Source organism: Janibacter zhangyanbonis (assembly GCF_050507325.1).
GTDB lineage: Bacteria > Actinomycetota > Actinomycetes > Actinomycetales > Dermatophilaceae > Janibacter.
This window is the reverse complement of sequence record NZ_CP191481.1, coordinates 153882-168881: the sequence shown is the minus strand read 5'-3', so window position 1 is coordinate 168881 and position 15000 is coordinate 153882. Positions and strand designations below refer to the sequence as shown.

The 15000-nt window shown below is 66.1% G+C and carries 8 protein-coding genes and 1 pseudogene; 7 read left to right on the top strand and 2 right to left on the bottom strand.

Going from position 1 to position 15000, the window contains the following annotated elements; all coding sequences use genetic code 11:
• Window positions 1–283 precede the first annotated feature (283 nt).
• From ACQBJO_RS00840 to ACQBJO_RS00825, 4 genes are read left to right on the top strand one after another with little or no spacing between them, the layout of a single operon-like run.
• A complete protein-coding gene (locus ACQBJO_RS00840; protein WP_430407137.1) occupies window positions 284–2728 on the top strand; it encodes a hypothetical protein in 2445 nt (814 codons plus the stop codon).
• On the top strand, window positions 2725–3717 hold the full coding sequence (locus ACQBJO_RS00835; protein ID WP_421007957.1) for a hypothetical protein: 993 nt from the start codon (window positions 2725–2727) through the stop codon (window positions 3715–3717). Before ACQBJO_RS00840 ends, ACQBJO_RS00835 begins: the two co-directional genes overlap by 4 nt.
• Window positions 3714–5207: a TniQ family protein gene (locus ACQBJO_RS00830; protein ID WP_421007956.1), complete on the top strand. Its 1494-nt coding sequence runs from the start codon at window positions 3714–3716 to the stop codon at window positions 5205–5207. Before ACQBJO_RS00835 ends, ACQBJO_RS00830 begins: the two co-directional genes overlap by 4 nt.
• On the top strand, window positions 5204–6517 hold the full coding sequence (locus tag ACQBJO_RS00825) for a TniQ family protein (RefSeq protein WP_421007955.1): 1314 nt from the start codon (window positions 5204–5206) through the stop codon (window positions 6515–6517). The genes ACQBJO_RS00830 and ACQBJO_RS00825 overlap by 4 nt, the downstream gene beginning before the upstream one ends.
• 471 nt (window positions 6518–6988) lie before the next feature.
• Here the strand turns inward: ACQBJO_RS00825 and ACQBJO_RS00820 are convergent, their stop codons facing one another.
• Together ACQBJO_RS00820 and ACQBJO_RS00815 are read right to left on the bottom strand one after the other, a co-directional pair.
• On the bottom strand, window positions 6989–8119 hold the full coding sequence (locus ACQBJO_RS00820) for an IS110 family transposase (RefSeq protein WP_421008812.1): 1131 nt from the start codon (window positions 8117–8119) through the stop codon (window positions 6989–6991).
• 190 nt (window positions 8120–8309) lie between these two features.
• Window positions 8310–9556 (bottom strand): IS3 family transposase gene (locus ACQBJO_RS00815; protein ID WP_430407136.1). Its coding sequence is split into 2 segments (ribosomal slippage): window positions 8310–9262 and window positions 9262–9556, totalling 1248 coding nucleotides; the frame shifts between segments, so codons are not numbered across the junction.
• 57 nt (window positions 9557–9613) lie between these two features.
• Between ACQBJO_RS00815 and ACQBJO_RS00810 the strand changes: the two genes are divergently transcribed.
• The 3 genes and pseudogenes from ACQBJO_RS00810 (at window position 9614) to ACQBJO_RS00800 (ending at window position 14798) form a co-directional block, all read left to right on the top strand.
• Entirely contained in the window at window positions 9614–11395 is a 1782-nt protein-coding gene (locus ACQBJO_RS00810) for a hypothetical protein (RefSeq protein WP_421009287.1), read from the top strand.
• A 117-nt stretch (window positions 11396–11512) separates the two neighbouring features.
• Window positions 11513–12760 (top strand): annotated as a pseudogene (locus tag ACQBJO_RS00805) (IS256 family transposase).
• A 499-nt stretch (window positions 12761–13259) separates the two neighbouring features.
• Window positions 13260–14798, top strand: coding sequence for a hypothetical protein (locus tag ACQBJO_RS00800; protein ID WP_421009284.1), 1539 nt, complete (start codon window positions 13260–13262; stop codon window positions 14796–14798).
• Window positions 14799–15000 lie beyond the last annotated feature (202 nt).

Below are 15000 nucleotides of genomic sequence, written 5' to 3'. Positions count from 1 at the left end.
TGGCTACGCAGCCCCTGCGGCTGGCGTGGGCCTTCCCTTCGGGCGTGCGCACCCATGTCCCGGACGCCTTCCATCTGACGGTCGACGGACGTACCACGTTGGTGGACGTCACCCGCCGGAAGCGGCTCGAGACGCCCGAGGCCGTGGCGATCTTCCTGCTCGCCCAAGCAACAGCGCGCGCCATGGGCTGGCGCTACGAACTGCGCGACGAGCTCTCGCCTCAGCACCAACGCAATGTCTCACTCGTCTACTCACACCGCCACGCCACGCCATCAACCCCCACGTGGCGGGCCGCGGTGAAGGGGATGCCCGCCACCCAACAGGTGCTGCAAGCAGCCCAGACCTTGGGCGCCGGCGCGTCGCCCAACTACGCCGCGGTCTGGCACCTCGTCGCCACTCGCCACCTCTTCATCGACCTCGCCCGAGCACTCACACCCGACGCGGTCGTCCGCCGCCGCCCCCTCTCGACCAGGAGCAACCCATGCCTCATCAGTCTGTGAACGATCAGCCCGAACCAGCCGCCTCGAGCGACTCCACACCAGCGCGCCTGCGCAAGGTCGCGCCGGGAACCCTCGTCACGTACGAAAAGAAGACCGCCCGCATCGTCAGTTACGAGCGTGGGTCCACCGAAAGGCTGGAAGTCCTGATCGACAACGGGTCCGGTCTCCAACGGGTCCCCATCGCTTCCTTGTTCGCGGCCATCGCGGACCCGGAACCGGCGACACCCGACACCGAGACCGAGGCCGAGTTCCAGTCACCGCTGTTGGCTGAGCTCCCCGACGAGGAGCGCAAGCGGATCGAGACTCGCTACCGCGACCTGAAGCAGGCTGCCACCGGCAGCCGCCACGGCACCCCGGAGGCAGACCGCGCGCGGGGCGTGCTCTCGCCCACCTACGACCCGCTGGTGCACAACAAGGGCGAACGATGGAGGGCGAAGTCCGAAGAGCTAAAAGCACGGGGCGAGTCCGCCACCTCGGTCCCGCAACTTCGACGCCAACTCGACGCCGTCGACCTCAACGGAATCGAAGCGCTGATCCACGGCAACAAGAAGACCCGCAAGCATCGATTGGCTGGTGCCGACGAAGAGGTGATCGCGGTGCTGACCGAGTTCCTCCACGCGCAACCCGGTCGAGCCCGCACGAGCAACAAGGCACTCCTGGTGCTCGGCAAGGCAGCTCTGGCTCAGGCTGGTGTCGGCCAGGAGCTGACCGACTACAAGCTGCGCATCATCATCGGCGAACTCTCCCGGTCCCTCGACCTCCATCACGAGGCCAAAGGCCGAGAACGCGTGGCGCTGAAGCCCGACGTCGTCTACGGCCGACGGCTCGTCTCTCGACCCGGTGAGATCGTCCAGATCGACGCAACGACCACCAACATCCACGTCTTCGACCCCCGACTCGGCTGGATCCGCTCGACGATCCTCACCGCCATCGACGTCTTCACCCGCTGCGTCCTCGCCCTTCGGGTCATCACCGGATCAGCGACGACCCGGGACGTGACCATGCTTCTGTGGGACATCGGCCGACCAACCGTGACCCGATCCGGCTACCCCTACGAACTCATCCACCACCACGGGATGCCTCGCCTGATCGCCATCAATCACGACCCCGGTGAGCCGGGCGACTCGAACCACCCCGACATCTTGGGAACGAAACCGGCGCTCATCCCCAGCGCGATCGTTGTCGATCACGGGCGCGAGTTCGACTCGGAACACTTGATGTCCGCCTGCGCCCGCATCGACGTGGACGTGATCTTCTGCCCACCCCGAGCTGCCCATGCGAAGGGAGTGGTCGAGTCCCTCCACAACGGTTGGCGCGAGGTCCAGTCCCTCTTGACCGCGTACAAGGGCGCCAACGTCAACAACCACCCCAAGGGCGTCGAGGACCTCGCCACACTGACAGTTCAGGACCTACGCGATGCCCTGTGGGAGTACGTGCTGGAGATCTACCACTGGCGCGAACACCAGGGACTCGCCGACCTCCACGACTCCCAGACGCCACTGTGCCCAGCTGGTGTCTTCGAGGCCTACCTCGAATCAGGAGGCGAGGTCACCGTACCGACCGACCCCTACCGGCTCATCCAGTTGCTGTCGTCGAAGAAGTGCCTGGTCCAGCCCTACGGGGTCAACATCAACGGGCGCGTCTACAACAACGCAACGTTGGTCTCCCTTCGTCAGCACCTCGCACGTGGGGTCGGCACGCCAGCCACGCCCCTCCTGGTCTTCTACGACCGCTGGGACGTCAGCCGGGTGTACGCGCGCCACCCCATCACCGGGGAGTGGCTGTGCATTCCACGAGCTGGCGAGTCACCGGAGGCTCTCATGCCCTGCAGCGACAGTTTCGACACCGCCATCCGCAAGCAACTCATCCGTGGCCACTCCCGTCCCCTGAGCGCCACAGACCTCACCAGCGCCAGCGCCGAGTTCGTCAACCGCTGGGCGCCCGAGAAGTTCACCGAGCGCAACGAGGCCCGCATCCTGGCCCTCGAGGCCAGCCGCGCCCATGACTACGCGCACGACCTCGCCGACGCCAGCCCCGAGTTCCGCGAGCTCGCCTTCGGCGGCGCCGACGACCGCGAGGCCCTCCGAGGCGAAGTCGTCCGAATCACGGCCGACAGCGACGCCGTCCTCGACGCCGACTTGGCCGACCACGACGAGGAGATCGACCTCGACAACCTCGACGACTACTCCCCCGACAGCGCCTTCCTCGGCCGCGAGGAGGCCTCGTGAGCACCTTCAACGCCGACGACCCCTCGACTTGGCCGGCGCACATCGAGTGGCTGCAGCACCGCACGAAACCCCACGCCGGCGAGCCTCTCGAGACGTTCGTGGCATGGAACCTCGGCATCGGCCCGCTCGTCACGGACGACACGATTGACGTCGAGAACGCCATTGTCCGAGCGCAACACCGCAGCCGTCGCGCTCCGTTGGGTGGCCGCGACGTCGTCATCATCGATGGTTCGCCCCTGGCCGGGAAGACCTTCGCCGCGCTGTCCGTCGCTCTGAAGCAAACCGCGAGGGCACAGACTGGACCACCGCCGCACCCCACGTGCGTGCACCCGAGACCGTGGGCCTACGCCGAAGTACGTCGCCAGACGGGCGCCGCTGGCGTAGCTCGATCTCTGGCTCAGAGCGTCGGAGCGCTCGTGGATTCGAAGCGTCCGTCGCTGGCCGACTGCGTCTCCGCCATCCGCCACATGACGCCAAAGGTCGGGTTCCAGGGGTACATCGTCGACGACGTCCACGGCATGCTCGGCGCAGGTTCAAAGGACTCAACAGCGCTGGCCACCGGCCTGAAGAGCCTGATCACGGGCATCCCTGTTCCCGCCGTCATCATCGGGGCCGACCTCAAGCGAGACGGCATCTTCCAAGGCACCGCCGGCGAACAGGTGCGTCTGTCTGCTCACGACTGGGTCATGTGTGGCGACTGGAAGACCCCAGACGGTCGGTGCACGACGGGATGGGAACGACTCCTGCGGGAGCTCAAGGACCACCTGGCCCTACCTGGGGGCGCGAACCAGTTCAGCCTGAGGCGAGGAGCGCTCCGCGCGCTGGTTGAAGGGTCTCTGGGGCGCCCTGGCCTCGCGATCAGGTGGGTGACCTCGGCAGCGAACTACGCCGTCGCGAACGAGGCCACCCTCGACCACAAGGCACTGACGGCGACCTACTCGGAGATCGACCCCGCACGGGCGAGCCTGTCCACGGAGGTCAAGGCATGACCCCGCTACCTCTGCGTGTCGCCCCGCACCCGGACGAGGCGTGGCACGGATACCTCACCCGCACAGCAGCCCACTACGACGCGACCGTCTCCACGTTGGCCGACCGCGTCGGACTTCGGTGTGGCGGCCGGTGGCCGGGATACCACGGTGTCCTGCTCGACGCGCAGACCGCCTCGGCGACCGCCGAGGTTCTTAACCTTGAAGCGGCGCAGGTCCTGCAGATGCAGTTGGCCAGCCTCGACCAGTCTGCGTTCGACCTGTCCGGACTGGAAGTCCTTCAGCGACATCGGATGGCCGCGACCCAGCGAGTGACGAACCAAGGGTGGGTCTTCCTCGCCGGCGGACGCTACTGCCCTGCCTGCCTACGAACCGACGGCGTCTGGCGCCTGGAGTGGCGCATCCCGTGGATCACCACCTGCACCCTTCACGGGTGCTGGCTGGAGCACCAATGCCCCCGGTGCGAACGGGTCATCGGCCGGTACAACGGCCTCAACGCCACAGCACCCTCGCGTACAGAGACTCGGATCGGTTCCCGCTTCTGCGACCTCCCCCTCGGCTCCGGAACCTGCGGGGCCGACCTTGCCGAAGGGGACGTGCGGCATTGTCCTCCCGACGCAAGCGCGTCAACGAGGAACTTCCGCACGACCATCGCCTCGCAGACCGGCGTCGTCGCAGGCAGGCGACAGAGCAGTCTGCAGACGCTGAGGGCGTGGCAGGCCGCCATCGGCATCTCCATCTCGCTCGGACGCAGCCGCGCCAACCCCGTGCTGCGAAACCACCGCTGGACAGCCCCACCACGCGACGCGCTGGACGTTCACCAGCTCGTCACCGACGCCGCGCCCCTTGTCGTCGCCGAATCGGTCGAACAGGCAGCGAACGAGCTCCTCGAGTGGTGTCGTGCCGCCGGCATCCGCAATCCCCACCGAGACACCTTCGCTCGAGCCACGCGCCCGGCTGCTGCCCTGACCCCCGTGACGACTGCCGCCCTCGCTCGCGTGGGAAGGGCCCACATTCGTCTGGGCCGACAACGAGCACGTGACCGACAGACGCTGCCGCTGCTCGGTTGGACTCCCGACGATGTACCGCAACTGGCGTGGCCCTGCGCTCTTCCAGCGGAGTGGCGGACGAGCACGCGCCCCGATCAACTCATCATCCGTGCGGTCCTCGCGATGATCCTCGTCCGCATGCACGAGGGCACCACGTGGGCCGACGCCGGGGCCACGCTGGGCATCCCGCCGGACAAAGCCCGCAACTGGACGCGCTACTGCTTCTCGGCGAGGTTCCACCACCTGAAAGACGACCTGCTCAACGCCGCCCAGAGCACTGCTGACCTGCTCCCCCACCAGACCGCTCGGGCCACTTGGCACCGCAGACCGGACATCACCGAAGAGTTCGGCACCTGCTCCCTCAGAAGGGCGCAGTCACCCCTGTGCCGCAACGCCGACCCCACCGCCACGTGGTGCCCCTGCACATCGGAGGCGCTTCCATGACCCCCGACCTGAACGAGAACGTCACACCCCTCGCCCTGCGCGTCGCCCCCTTCGAAGGGGAGGCCTGGCCCGCGTACCTCGAACGCACCGCCGACGAGTACCAGTGCCACCCAGCCACCCTCGTCGAGCCCATCAGTCGCCGCTGGGCCAATCGGCTACATCGCGGCCGCACCGCCTGCACGTCCGGAATCTCCATGACCCGGCCTGTCGCAGAGGCCACAGCTCAACGGCTCAACCTCACCGGGCCCGAAGTCCTGGCCATGCAGATGGCCGCCCACCAAGGCATCACCGTCAGCCTCGACAAGGGAGCCACCACAGTCTTCGATCCTGTCTTCGGTACTGCGCGCGCCTCTGATGTAGGCCGTGTCGGGTGGATCGCACACCCTCGGTGGAGGCGCTGGTGCCCTCTCTGTGACCGGGAGCGGCCGGACGTCGACGTGCTCATCTGGCGCTACCCCTGGGTGACCGCATGCCTGAAGCACGAAGCGCTGCTGCGCCCCTGCGCCAAGGGCGAGCCCGACAACGCCACCCCGCCCGAGTGGGAAGACCTGATCGACACCCAAGCCGACCTCGAGGACATCCTCGCGGGCAGGCGGTCCTTCCACCGGGTATCCGTCCGGGACGGCTTCACCGAACTACTGGCGGCCACCGCTGTCCTCGCAAGCCGACGAGGCTCCGCCACGCTCGAGCCGACTGATGTCTGGCAGCCCAGCTTCATGGCCAGCCTCCTGCCCGACGCCTTCATCGCCGTCGAAACTCCGATCGACGAATGGCCCGAGAGCCTCAATGACTTGATCCGTGACAAGCACAAGGGCGCCTACCTCAACCACATCCTGCAGAAGTTCGGTGCGACGAGTCCTTTCGGTCTTCGGTCGGACCTGACGCGTTACGTCAATGAGCCGGGCCACTTCCTCGACCCATGGGCGCGCGACATCCGTATCCCCAGCGAGCACCGGCCCCTCGTGACTCCGCGAACCAGAGTCGCCGCGATGACCGCTCTCCCCCGCATGCTCCCCGAGCATCTGGTTGTACCGGCTCTGACCGACTTCACGCCCTGGCTGTCCACCCGAGACGTCCAGATCGCCGCTGCGCAAGCCGCGTTCATGCTGAGCACCGGAGGCACCCTCAAAGAGGCCTGTGACCACCTGAGCTGGCCCGGGACAAGACAGGTCCCACTACGGCGCCTGTGGTGGCACCTGGAGTCAACTGCGCAGTTCGGCGACTACCTCGACGCAGTAGGGCGAGTCTCGCGCTCCCTCTTAAGCGACCGGCGGTCGACTGAAGCCGACCAGGCATCCCAGACTGAGTAGCGCTCGACCGGCTACCTGACAAATGTCGTTCGCGAGGAGCCACTGGACCCCCAAAAGCGAGTTGAATGGCACCAGATAGTCGGAAGAAGGCCGGACACCAACCTTGGGGGGCAAGCCGTGGCTCCAAAGCGGAAGCGAGGGGCACCCTCAGGTCAGACTCGGTCGAGGACCCCGCGGCGTCCTGCGCGCAAAGAACAACCGAACGGAGCAGCCACTCAAACGACGCTTGATCGTCGGCGCGCCATGGACCCACAGAATCTCTGGGACGACCTCCGACAGGGCTCACGCAACGTCGCGGGCGTGACGTGGCAGGTCGACGTATGAACCGCCCCGGTGTGTCCGGAGACCTTCTAGTTTGAGACTCCAGCGGTTTCTGGGGCCTGGTGGTGAGCGTAGTGAGCCTGCTCGGCCTGCACTGGGGTGAGGTCGTCGCAGTACTCGTGGGGTCGGCGGTGGACGCTTCTATATCAGTCAAGCGGCGGACTGGACCGCGGCTCGCGCGGTTGGCGCCTGCTGTCGTAGGTGTCGCGTGTTGCGCCAGATTTCCCGGATGAGGTGTCGTTTGAGGCATCTGATGATCTCGGACTTGGTCTTGCCCTCGGCCATCCGCCTGGCTACGTAGGCCTTGGTGCGCTCGTCCAGCCGCATGCGGACGATGACGATGCGGTAGAGGGCCGCGTTGGCCTGCCGGTGTCCGCCCCTATTGAGTCGGTGACGATTGGTCCGGCCGGAGGAGGCAGGGATGGGGTTGACGCCGCACAGCTTGGCCAGGGCGGCTTCGCTGGTAACCCTGGCAAAGTTGTCGCCGATGACGGTGAGCAGCTCGGCGGCCGCGTCGGGACCGATGCCGCAACCCTCGCGGAGCTGGGGAGCTGTCGCGGTGGTCAACCGGTCCAGGTGTGCTTCGTGCTCGGCGATCTCCTCGCTGAGGTGGAGCCAGCGGCGGGCCATCGCGCGCAGCGCGTACTTCGTTGCGACGGTGGGGTCGTGGACCTCGCCAGGGCGAAGTGCGGCGCAGCGTCGTAGCAGGGCCATCTTGGTCAGCGGCTCGAGCTGCTCGCGCAGGTCGGCGGGGGCGGTGACGATCAGATGGCGCAGGCTGATCATGGTGGCCGCTCGCGCCTTGACGGCGGTGTGCTTGGCGCACTTGATCACGCGGATCATCTCGACGTGACCGTCCGCGGTTTTCGCGGTTCCTGTGGCGGTCCCCGCGAGCACGGCTCGTGCGGCGTTCTCGGCGTCGAAGGCGTCCGTCTTGCCGCGCAGGCGACGGTCTCGCCGGTTGGGGCGGGCGACTTCATGGATCGTGACGCCCGAGGACCGCAGGGCCGCGACCAGTCCGGCCCCATACGAACTGGTGCCTTCGATGGCGTACGTGAGGTCCGTGTCAGCAGGCTGTCCAGTGACCTGTCGGCGCAGGCCCTCGGCCCACAGCGCGAGGCTGGTGTATCCGGCCCGTGTGGCGGTGAAGCGAGCGATCTCGAGCAGAGCACCGCGATCATCAAGGGCTGCCGCGACGTGGAAGTCCTTGTGTGTGTCGACGCCGACGATGAGGCGCCGTGCCTCGTTGTGGCGTGGACGTGATGGGGTCGGATTCGTCATGATGCTCACTGCTGGCCTCCACTGATCGGTGCGGGACAGCGAACGGACCGGCCGGAGCGGGACAGAACTGTGACGAGACCTGGTCAGATCAGGCTTCTATCAGGTCACTGCCCGGCCGGTCTGATCACCGGGACGCATCCGCTGGCTCAGGGCCGACAGGTCCACTCGAAGGACACCGTCCATGGACGAGTCAGTTGTAACCAGGGGTCAGACCCTGGCCAGCGGACGCCTGAGCAGTCTCACAGTTGTACCAGTCGACCCACTCGGCGGTGGCGATCTCGAGGTCGTCGAAGCCCTTCCACGGCCGCTGTCGCTTGACCAGCTCGGTCTTGTAGAGCCCGATGATCGACTCGGCCAGCGCGTTGTCGTGCGACGAGCCGACGAGGCCGGTCGAGGGCTTGATTCCCGCGGTGTCGAGCCGTTCGGAGTAGGCCACGGACATGTACTGCGCGCCGTGGTCGTGGTGGGCGATCAGGCCGGTCAGGTCACCGCCACGATCTTCGCGGCCGCGGGTCCAGATGGCCTGCTCGACTGCGTCCAGGACGAGCTGGCTGGTCATCGTGGTCGACACCGACCAGCCCAGGATCCGCCGGGCGTAGGCGTCGATGACGAAGGCGGTGTAACACCAGCCCGACCACGTCGAGCAGTACGTGAAGTCGGCCACCCACAGCCGGTCCGGCGCCAACGGCTCGAAGTTGCGATCGACCAAGTCAAGCGGTTTCGGGGCCTTCGGGTCGCTGATCGTGGTGCGCTTGACCTTCCCGCGCACCGCGCCTGCCAGCCCAAGCTCGCCCATGAGCCGCTCGACGGTGCAGCGCGCGATCGGCGCTGCGTCGGCTGCCCGCTGACGGTTGAGCGTCAGCCACACCTTCCGTGCGCCGTAGACGCCGTAATTGGCCGCGTGGACCTGCTCGATCATCGGCTTCAGCTCCTCGTCGCGCACCTGCTGGGCGCTCGGCTGGCGGCCTCGGTGCTCGTAGTAGGTCGCGGGGGCGATCTTGCAGCCGAGCTCGGTGAGCGCGGCGCAGATCGACTCGACACCCCATCGCAGACCCTGCCCGTCGGCGTCCTCGTGCTGCTCACCGACGTGCTCGTCGATGTAGCGCACGATCAGCGCTGTGGCCGGTCGAGTTCGGCCGCGAAAAAAGCCGACGCGCTCTTGAGGATCGCGTTCGCGCGTTTGAGCTCGGCGTTCTCCCGCTTCAGCCGCTTCAGCTCTGCCGACTCCTCGGACGTGACCCCCGGGCGCTGGCCGGCGTCCACCTGCGCCTGGCGACACCACTTGCGCACCGTTTCCGGTGTGCCCACCCCCAGCAGCTCGGCGACCCGGCTCATCGCGGCCCACTCCGACTCGTGCTCGGCCCGGACCTCGGCGACCATCCGTACCGCCCGCTCACGCAGCTCGGCCGGATACCTCTTCGATGTACTCCCTGACATGACTCCATCCTTCCCAAGGAACGGAGCCTCCGGACACGCCGGGGCGATTCAGTATGCGTGTACATGCTGGTCGCCGGCCACGCTGGTGAGCTGCCCTTCGTCTGTATCACTCCAGAGGGCTATGAGGATGCCGACTGCGAGCACGCGAACGGCGCCCAGACATTCGTGCAGATGAAGGAGGTCAGAGCCGGCCAAGGGCGTCTTGCTGCGGCTGAGGTTGCCATGGCTCTAGCCCATGCGGAAGCAAGTGGGAGAGGTTCCGAGATCACCCTGGTCACCGACGGGACCTTGGGGTCTGGCCTCTCTTTCACTGGCTGGTTTGACGTACTTTCCAGTCAGCAGACTCAGGGCGTCGAAAACGTCGTCAATGCGCTAATCGACCTCAAATATAGCGGTGGCGAGGCCAAAAGCATCGTGTCGCGGGCCCACGTGGTTCAACTGCCGTACCGCGTGAGAGAACTGAGTGAACGACTCCTGGCACAGTCGACAGGACGCCCCGCCACCGTGTGTGGACTTACTGTGGGCAGGCTGACCGAGCTGATCGCAGATGCTTCGGCAGCTCAGCGCCACAGTAAGCCCCAGGCAGCACGCCGGCTCCGGACGACCGACGTAGATCAGGTTGTCTCCAGCGTCCAAGATGCCGTCGACACGCACGGACTTGACCGAGCCCAGCAAGCGGGCGTCTGTGAACCCGCCGACTTCCTTGCACCCGACGCCGTCCCGGCCCGAACGTTCTATCTCGGCATGGACGGCCAGCCTGGCCACGTGGCGGCCAACCTTGATGTCATCCGCCCCATCGAACTCGTCGCTTGTGCAGAGGGCCTGCGCGACGAGCACAGCGTGCTGATTCTTGGCCCGTCCGGTTCTGGCAAGTCGGTCCTCCTCTGGCGGGCTGCCCGCGACTTGGTTCCCTCGTCACGGGTCCTGAGAGTTCGTCGGGTGGCGACCGAGAACGATGCGGTTTCGCTGAGTCGTCACGTACGTCTCATGCGCCCGAGGGAACATAGTCCAGTACTCGTAGTCGCCGACGATCTCGGCCGGCCCGCAACCGCGGCTTGGCCCGACGCTGCTAAACGGCTGCGAGAAACCCAGCACACTTATCTGCTGGGTGCTGCTCGAGCAGAGGACTTCCATCCAAGCTTGCTGGTTGGTGCAACCCGAGTCGTCCAACCCCACCTCGACCTTGCCACGGCGAGAGAGATTGGATCACGTGCACAGGACATGGGGATATCTCTGCGTATGGATGTGCAAGAGGCCCTTGCCGAGAGCGAGGGACTACTGATGGAATTCTTGGCTGTCCTCACAACGGGTCAGCGGCTGCGCCAAGTCCTCAGCACTCAAGTAGCCGATCTCGCTCGCCCGGATCGGCGGTTGCAGCGAGACGCGGCGCGGCTACTTACAGCTGCCCATGCGCTCGGACTCTCCCTTGACTCCAACCGCCTAGCAGCAGCTCTAGCCCCTCCAGGCGATGAGGCGCCAGTCGGCGATGCCCTTGCCATACTCCGCGACGAGCACATCATTGTTGAGGACCAGGGAGCCTGGCGCGGCCTCCACGAACTTCGTTCGGCCACCATCACCGAGCTCCTGCATGAGAGCCCTCCGCCCACCCTGGGAGCTACGTGGGCGCGTGTAGCCGCCCTACTCGAGCCGGGCGAGGCCGGCTGGATCCTGAGGCGAGCAGCCGAGCGGGACGCGGCTAGCGTCCCTGAACTAATCCCTGCCATTGGCCGCCTCATCACAGCCCCAGAACGCACCGCAGTTGAGGTGGCGAGAGTTCTAGAGGGCGCAGAACGCGCTGACAATGCCATCTACGCTCAAGCTTCGATCCCCGTCAGTTGAGTCCCCGATAGTGGTGTAGCGCGGTTGCCGAGTTCATCACCGTGATGGACATAGGCGCGGCCACCGCGTGATCCTTCGAGCGAACGTCTCACAGCACTCTCGAACGGAGTCATCACGATGACCGCACCACACATTGTCGACCCTGCAGGCCTCCTGGGTGAAGCCCTGTCCGAAGCATCACCGGACATGATGCGATCGCTGCTGCAGACCATGATCAACGCCCTGTTGTCCGCGGACGCCGATGCGGTGATCGGCGCGGAGTACGGCCGGCCCACCCCAGGTCGGTCGGCGCAGCGCAACGGCTACCGCCACCGCGACCTCGACACTCGCGTCGGCACCGTCGACGTCGCCGTCCCGAAGCTGCGCACCGGCAGTTACTTCCCCGAATGGCTCCTCGAACGCCGCAAACGCGCGGAGTCCGCGTTGATCACTGTCGTGGCCGACTGCTACCTCGCCGGCGTGTCCACCCGCCGCATGGACAAGCTCGTCAAGACCTTGGGGATCGACTCCCTGAGCAAGTCCCAAGTCAGTCGCATGGCGCTGACCTCGACCAGATCGTCGACGAGTTCCGCCACCGCCCCTTGGCCGAGGCAGGACCGTTCACGTTCGTCGCCGCGGACGCGCTCACGATGAAGGTCCGCGAGGGCGGACGCGTGATCAACGCCGTCGCGCTGGTCGCGGTCGGCGTCAACGGCGATGGCCACCGCGAAGTCCTCGGACTGCGCGTGGCGACCTCGGAAACCGGAGCGGCGTGGAACGAGTTCTTCGCCGACCTCACTGCACGCGGCCTGACCGGCGTCCGGCTCGTGACCAGCGACGCCCACAAGGGCTTGGTCGAGGCCATCGCGGCGAACCTGCCCGGCGCGGCCTGGCAACGCTGCCGCACCCACTACAGCGCGAACCTCATGAGCGTCACACCCAAGTCGATGTGGCCGGCCGTGAAAGCGATGTTGCACTCGGTGTACGACCAGCCCGACAAGGACGCCGTGCAGGCGCAGTTCGACCGGCTGCTGGACTACGTCGACGGCAAGCTTTCCCGACGTCCACGAACACCTCGACGCCGCCCGAGCGGACATCCTGGCCTTCACCGCTTTCCCCAAAGACGTGTGGACCCAGATCTGGTCGAACAACCCCGCCGAACGCCTCAACCGCGAAATCCGACGCCGCACCGACTCCGTTGGAATCTTCCCCAACCGCGCCGCGATCGTGCGCCTGGTCGGAGCCGTCCTGGCCGAACAAACCGACGAATGGGCCGAAGGACGGCGCTACCTCGGCCTCGACGTCCTCGCCAGATGCCGCGTCAACATCGTGCCCGCCCTCGACCCCGAGATCGGAGGCGACAACCTGCCCGCATTGACCGCCTGAACCACCAGAAGGAACACGCAGGCGCTACACCACTACCCGGGGCTTGACCCCCGTCTCACCCAGCACGTCTGACGAAGGCCGACCACAGCCGACAGGGACGGCAAACGGTCTGACGAACAGCGCCGCCGCTGAAGCGCTTCGCACCCTGGAGTCGCAGGTCGCCGCCGAGGAAGCAGGGACCGCAACAACAGCATTGGCCGCGGTGGTGATCCCAGCCTCGAAGGACGACGTCCTCACGAGTGATGAGAGTGTCCTCCTATCGGCAGTCCTTGCTCTTCACTTCGCTCGGTTGAGTCAGCAGAACGGCTTCGGCCAGGACCCCTACTCTTGATGTGATCCAGTCACCCCCACAACCACGCCACCCCAGTTCCCGGAGGCACCTACGGTGCCTGGGTGGGCCGCACTAGAGCGACGACCGGCCGGCAGAGATGGAGTAGCGCCTGACAACGAAGGGGAGGATTCGTGCATCACAAAGCGAGTAGGGCGACGAGGTATCCCGATGGACCGTGAACGACGTGAGCGCCGCCGGCCCCCCTTCGCGCGCAACTACACCACTTTCGCCAGTGAGATCCGTAGGTACCCGCTAACCCCGCTGCTGCGTGAGCTCTCCGGTCGTGCGTGGGAAGCCGCTAACCGGCGATATTCGACGGACGAGTCCCTCGGCGTCGTCCAGGAGTTCACCATCGCCGGGATCGCGCGAGTTGCGCTGCAGCACGGCACGGACGACCGCTCGTGGCCGCGCAGGATCCCAAGCCTCGAGGTCCTCTGCAGCGCCTACATTGACCTCCCCGAACCCGAAGTGGTTGAGGGCAACCTCGACGTGAGCGCGATTCTCGCCCGGATGGCCCACGAGCAATATCCTGCCCAGAGCATGGGGCCGGAGGCCTTCGGTCGCCTGCACGCCCTGACAGCGGACTACCTGCCTCAAGTGGTCAACGGACCGACGCCGGCGGACTGGCAGAGTCACCTCGGCGTCACGCTTGTCGACTACTGGCGAATCGGTTGGATCATGCTCGTGGCCCTCGGCAGCAACAACGGCGCCATCGGGTGGGCGACCCTGACCGCTCCCCACGTCGCACCGCTCTTCTCCCCGCTCAGCGCGGATCAGGTGAGGTCCGTCATCACGCGGCGTTTCGCCCAGTCTGTCCCCGACGCCCAGGCAGAGGCCCGGGCAAATGTGTTCCAGCCATCTCCGAAGTGGTCCCAAAGCCCCCTGGAGAGACGGCCCCTTCTCGACGTCGGGGAGGACCTGGTTGGTCCCGCGCCACACTTCCTGATGGGCCAACTCACTCCCACCGGCCTCTACTACCTCGGTCTCGACGTCTTCGGTAAGACCTTCGGCCAGGCGCTCGGAGATGCCTTCGAGAATTACATCGGCGCACAGTTGGACCTTCTCACGCACGCGCAGGTCCACCGCGAGATCACCTACGGCAAAGACAGCAGGAAGAGCTGCGACTATATCGTCGTCACGGCAGAGTGCGTGATGCTCGTCGAGTGCAAAAGCGGACGACCCGACCTGGATGCGCGACAGGGGGACTCCTCAACCGCCATGAAGAAGATCGAGAAGGCCAGGGAGCAGCTCGAGACCACGACCAATCTCATCCGCACTCGTCACCCGAACTTCACCCATATCCCTCGCGATCGCCCGTTCATCGGGCTTGTCGTCACCCTCGAGCCCCACTACGTCATCGAGACTCTGTCTGAGGACCACCTGATCTCCGAGGTGCTCCCCATCGCCGACGCCACGTCCAACGACGTCGAACTCCTGACTGCCGCACTGGCCAGGCGTACAGACCTCGGCGAACGACTACGGGACAGGATCTTCGCGCGCCCACCCATGGCTCCACGACCGCCGCGCGTACAGGCAGCGATTGAGGACCTCTTGGAGACGGCACCACGTAATCCCATCGTCGGAGCCGGTTGGGATTCTCTCACTGATCTTCCCGGCATCCAGATCCTCGCGAACCAAGAGCTTGCCTCGAAGACCCTAAACGAGCGCGAACCGGCGGAAACACCAGAGGGGCCCAGCCTTTCGTGACCACCCGAACCACTTGTCGACGAAGATTTGGGCCACGCCAGACGGCGATAACTCGCCTGCATGAGGATGGTGGACACCCTCGCAGCAGAGGTCGACGTCGCCCTCCGGTCAACTCCAACAGGCACGCCCATGGTCAGAATGCTCGATCACGAAGTGATCAGAATCCCCGTGAGGTCCTCCTCCAGTGATCAGATTCCTTCGA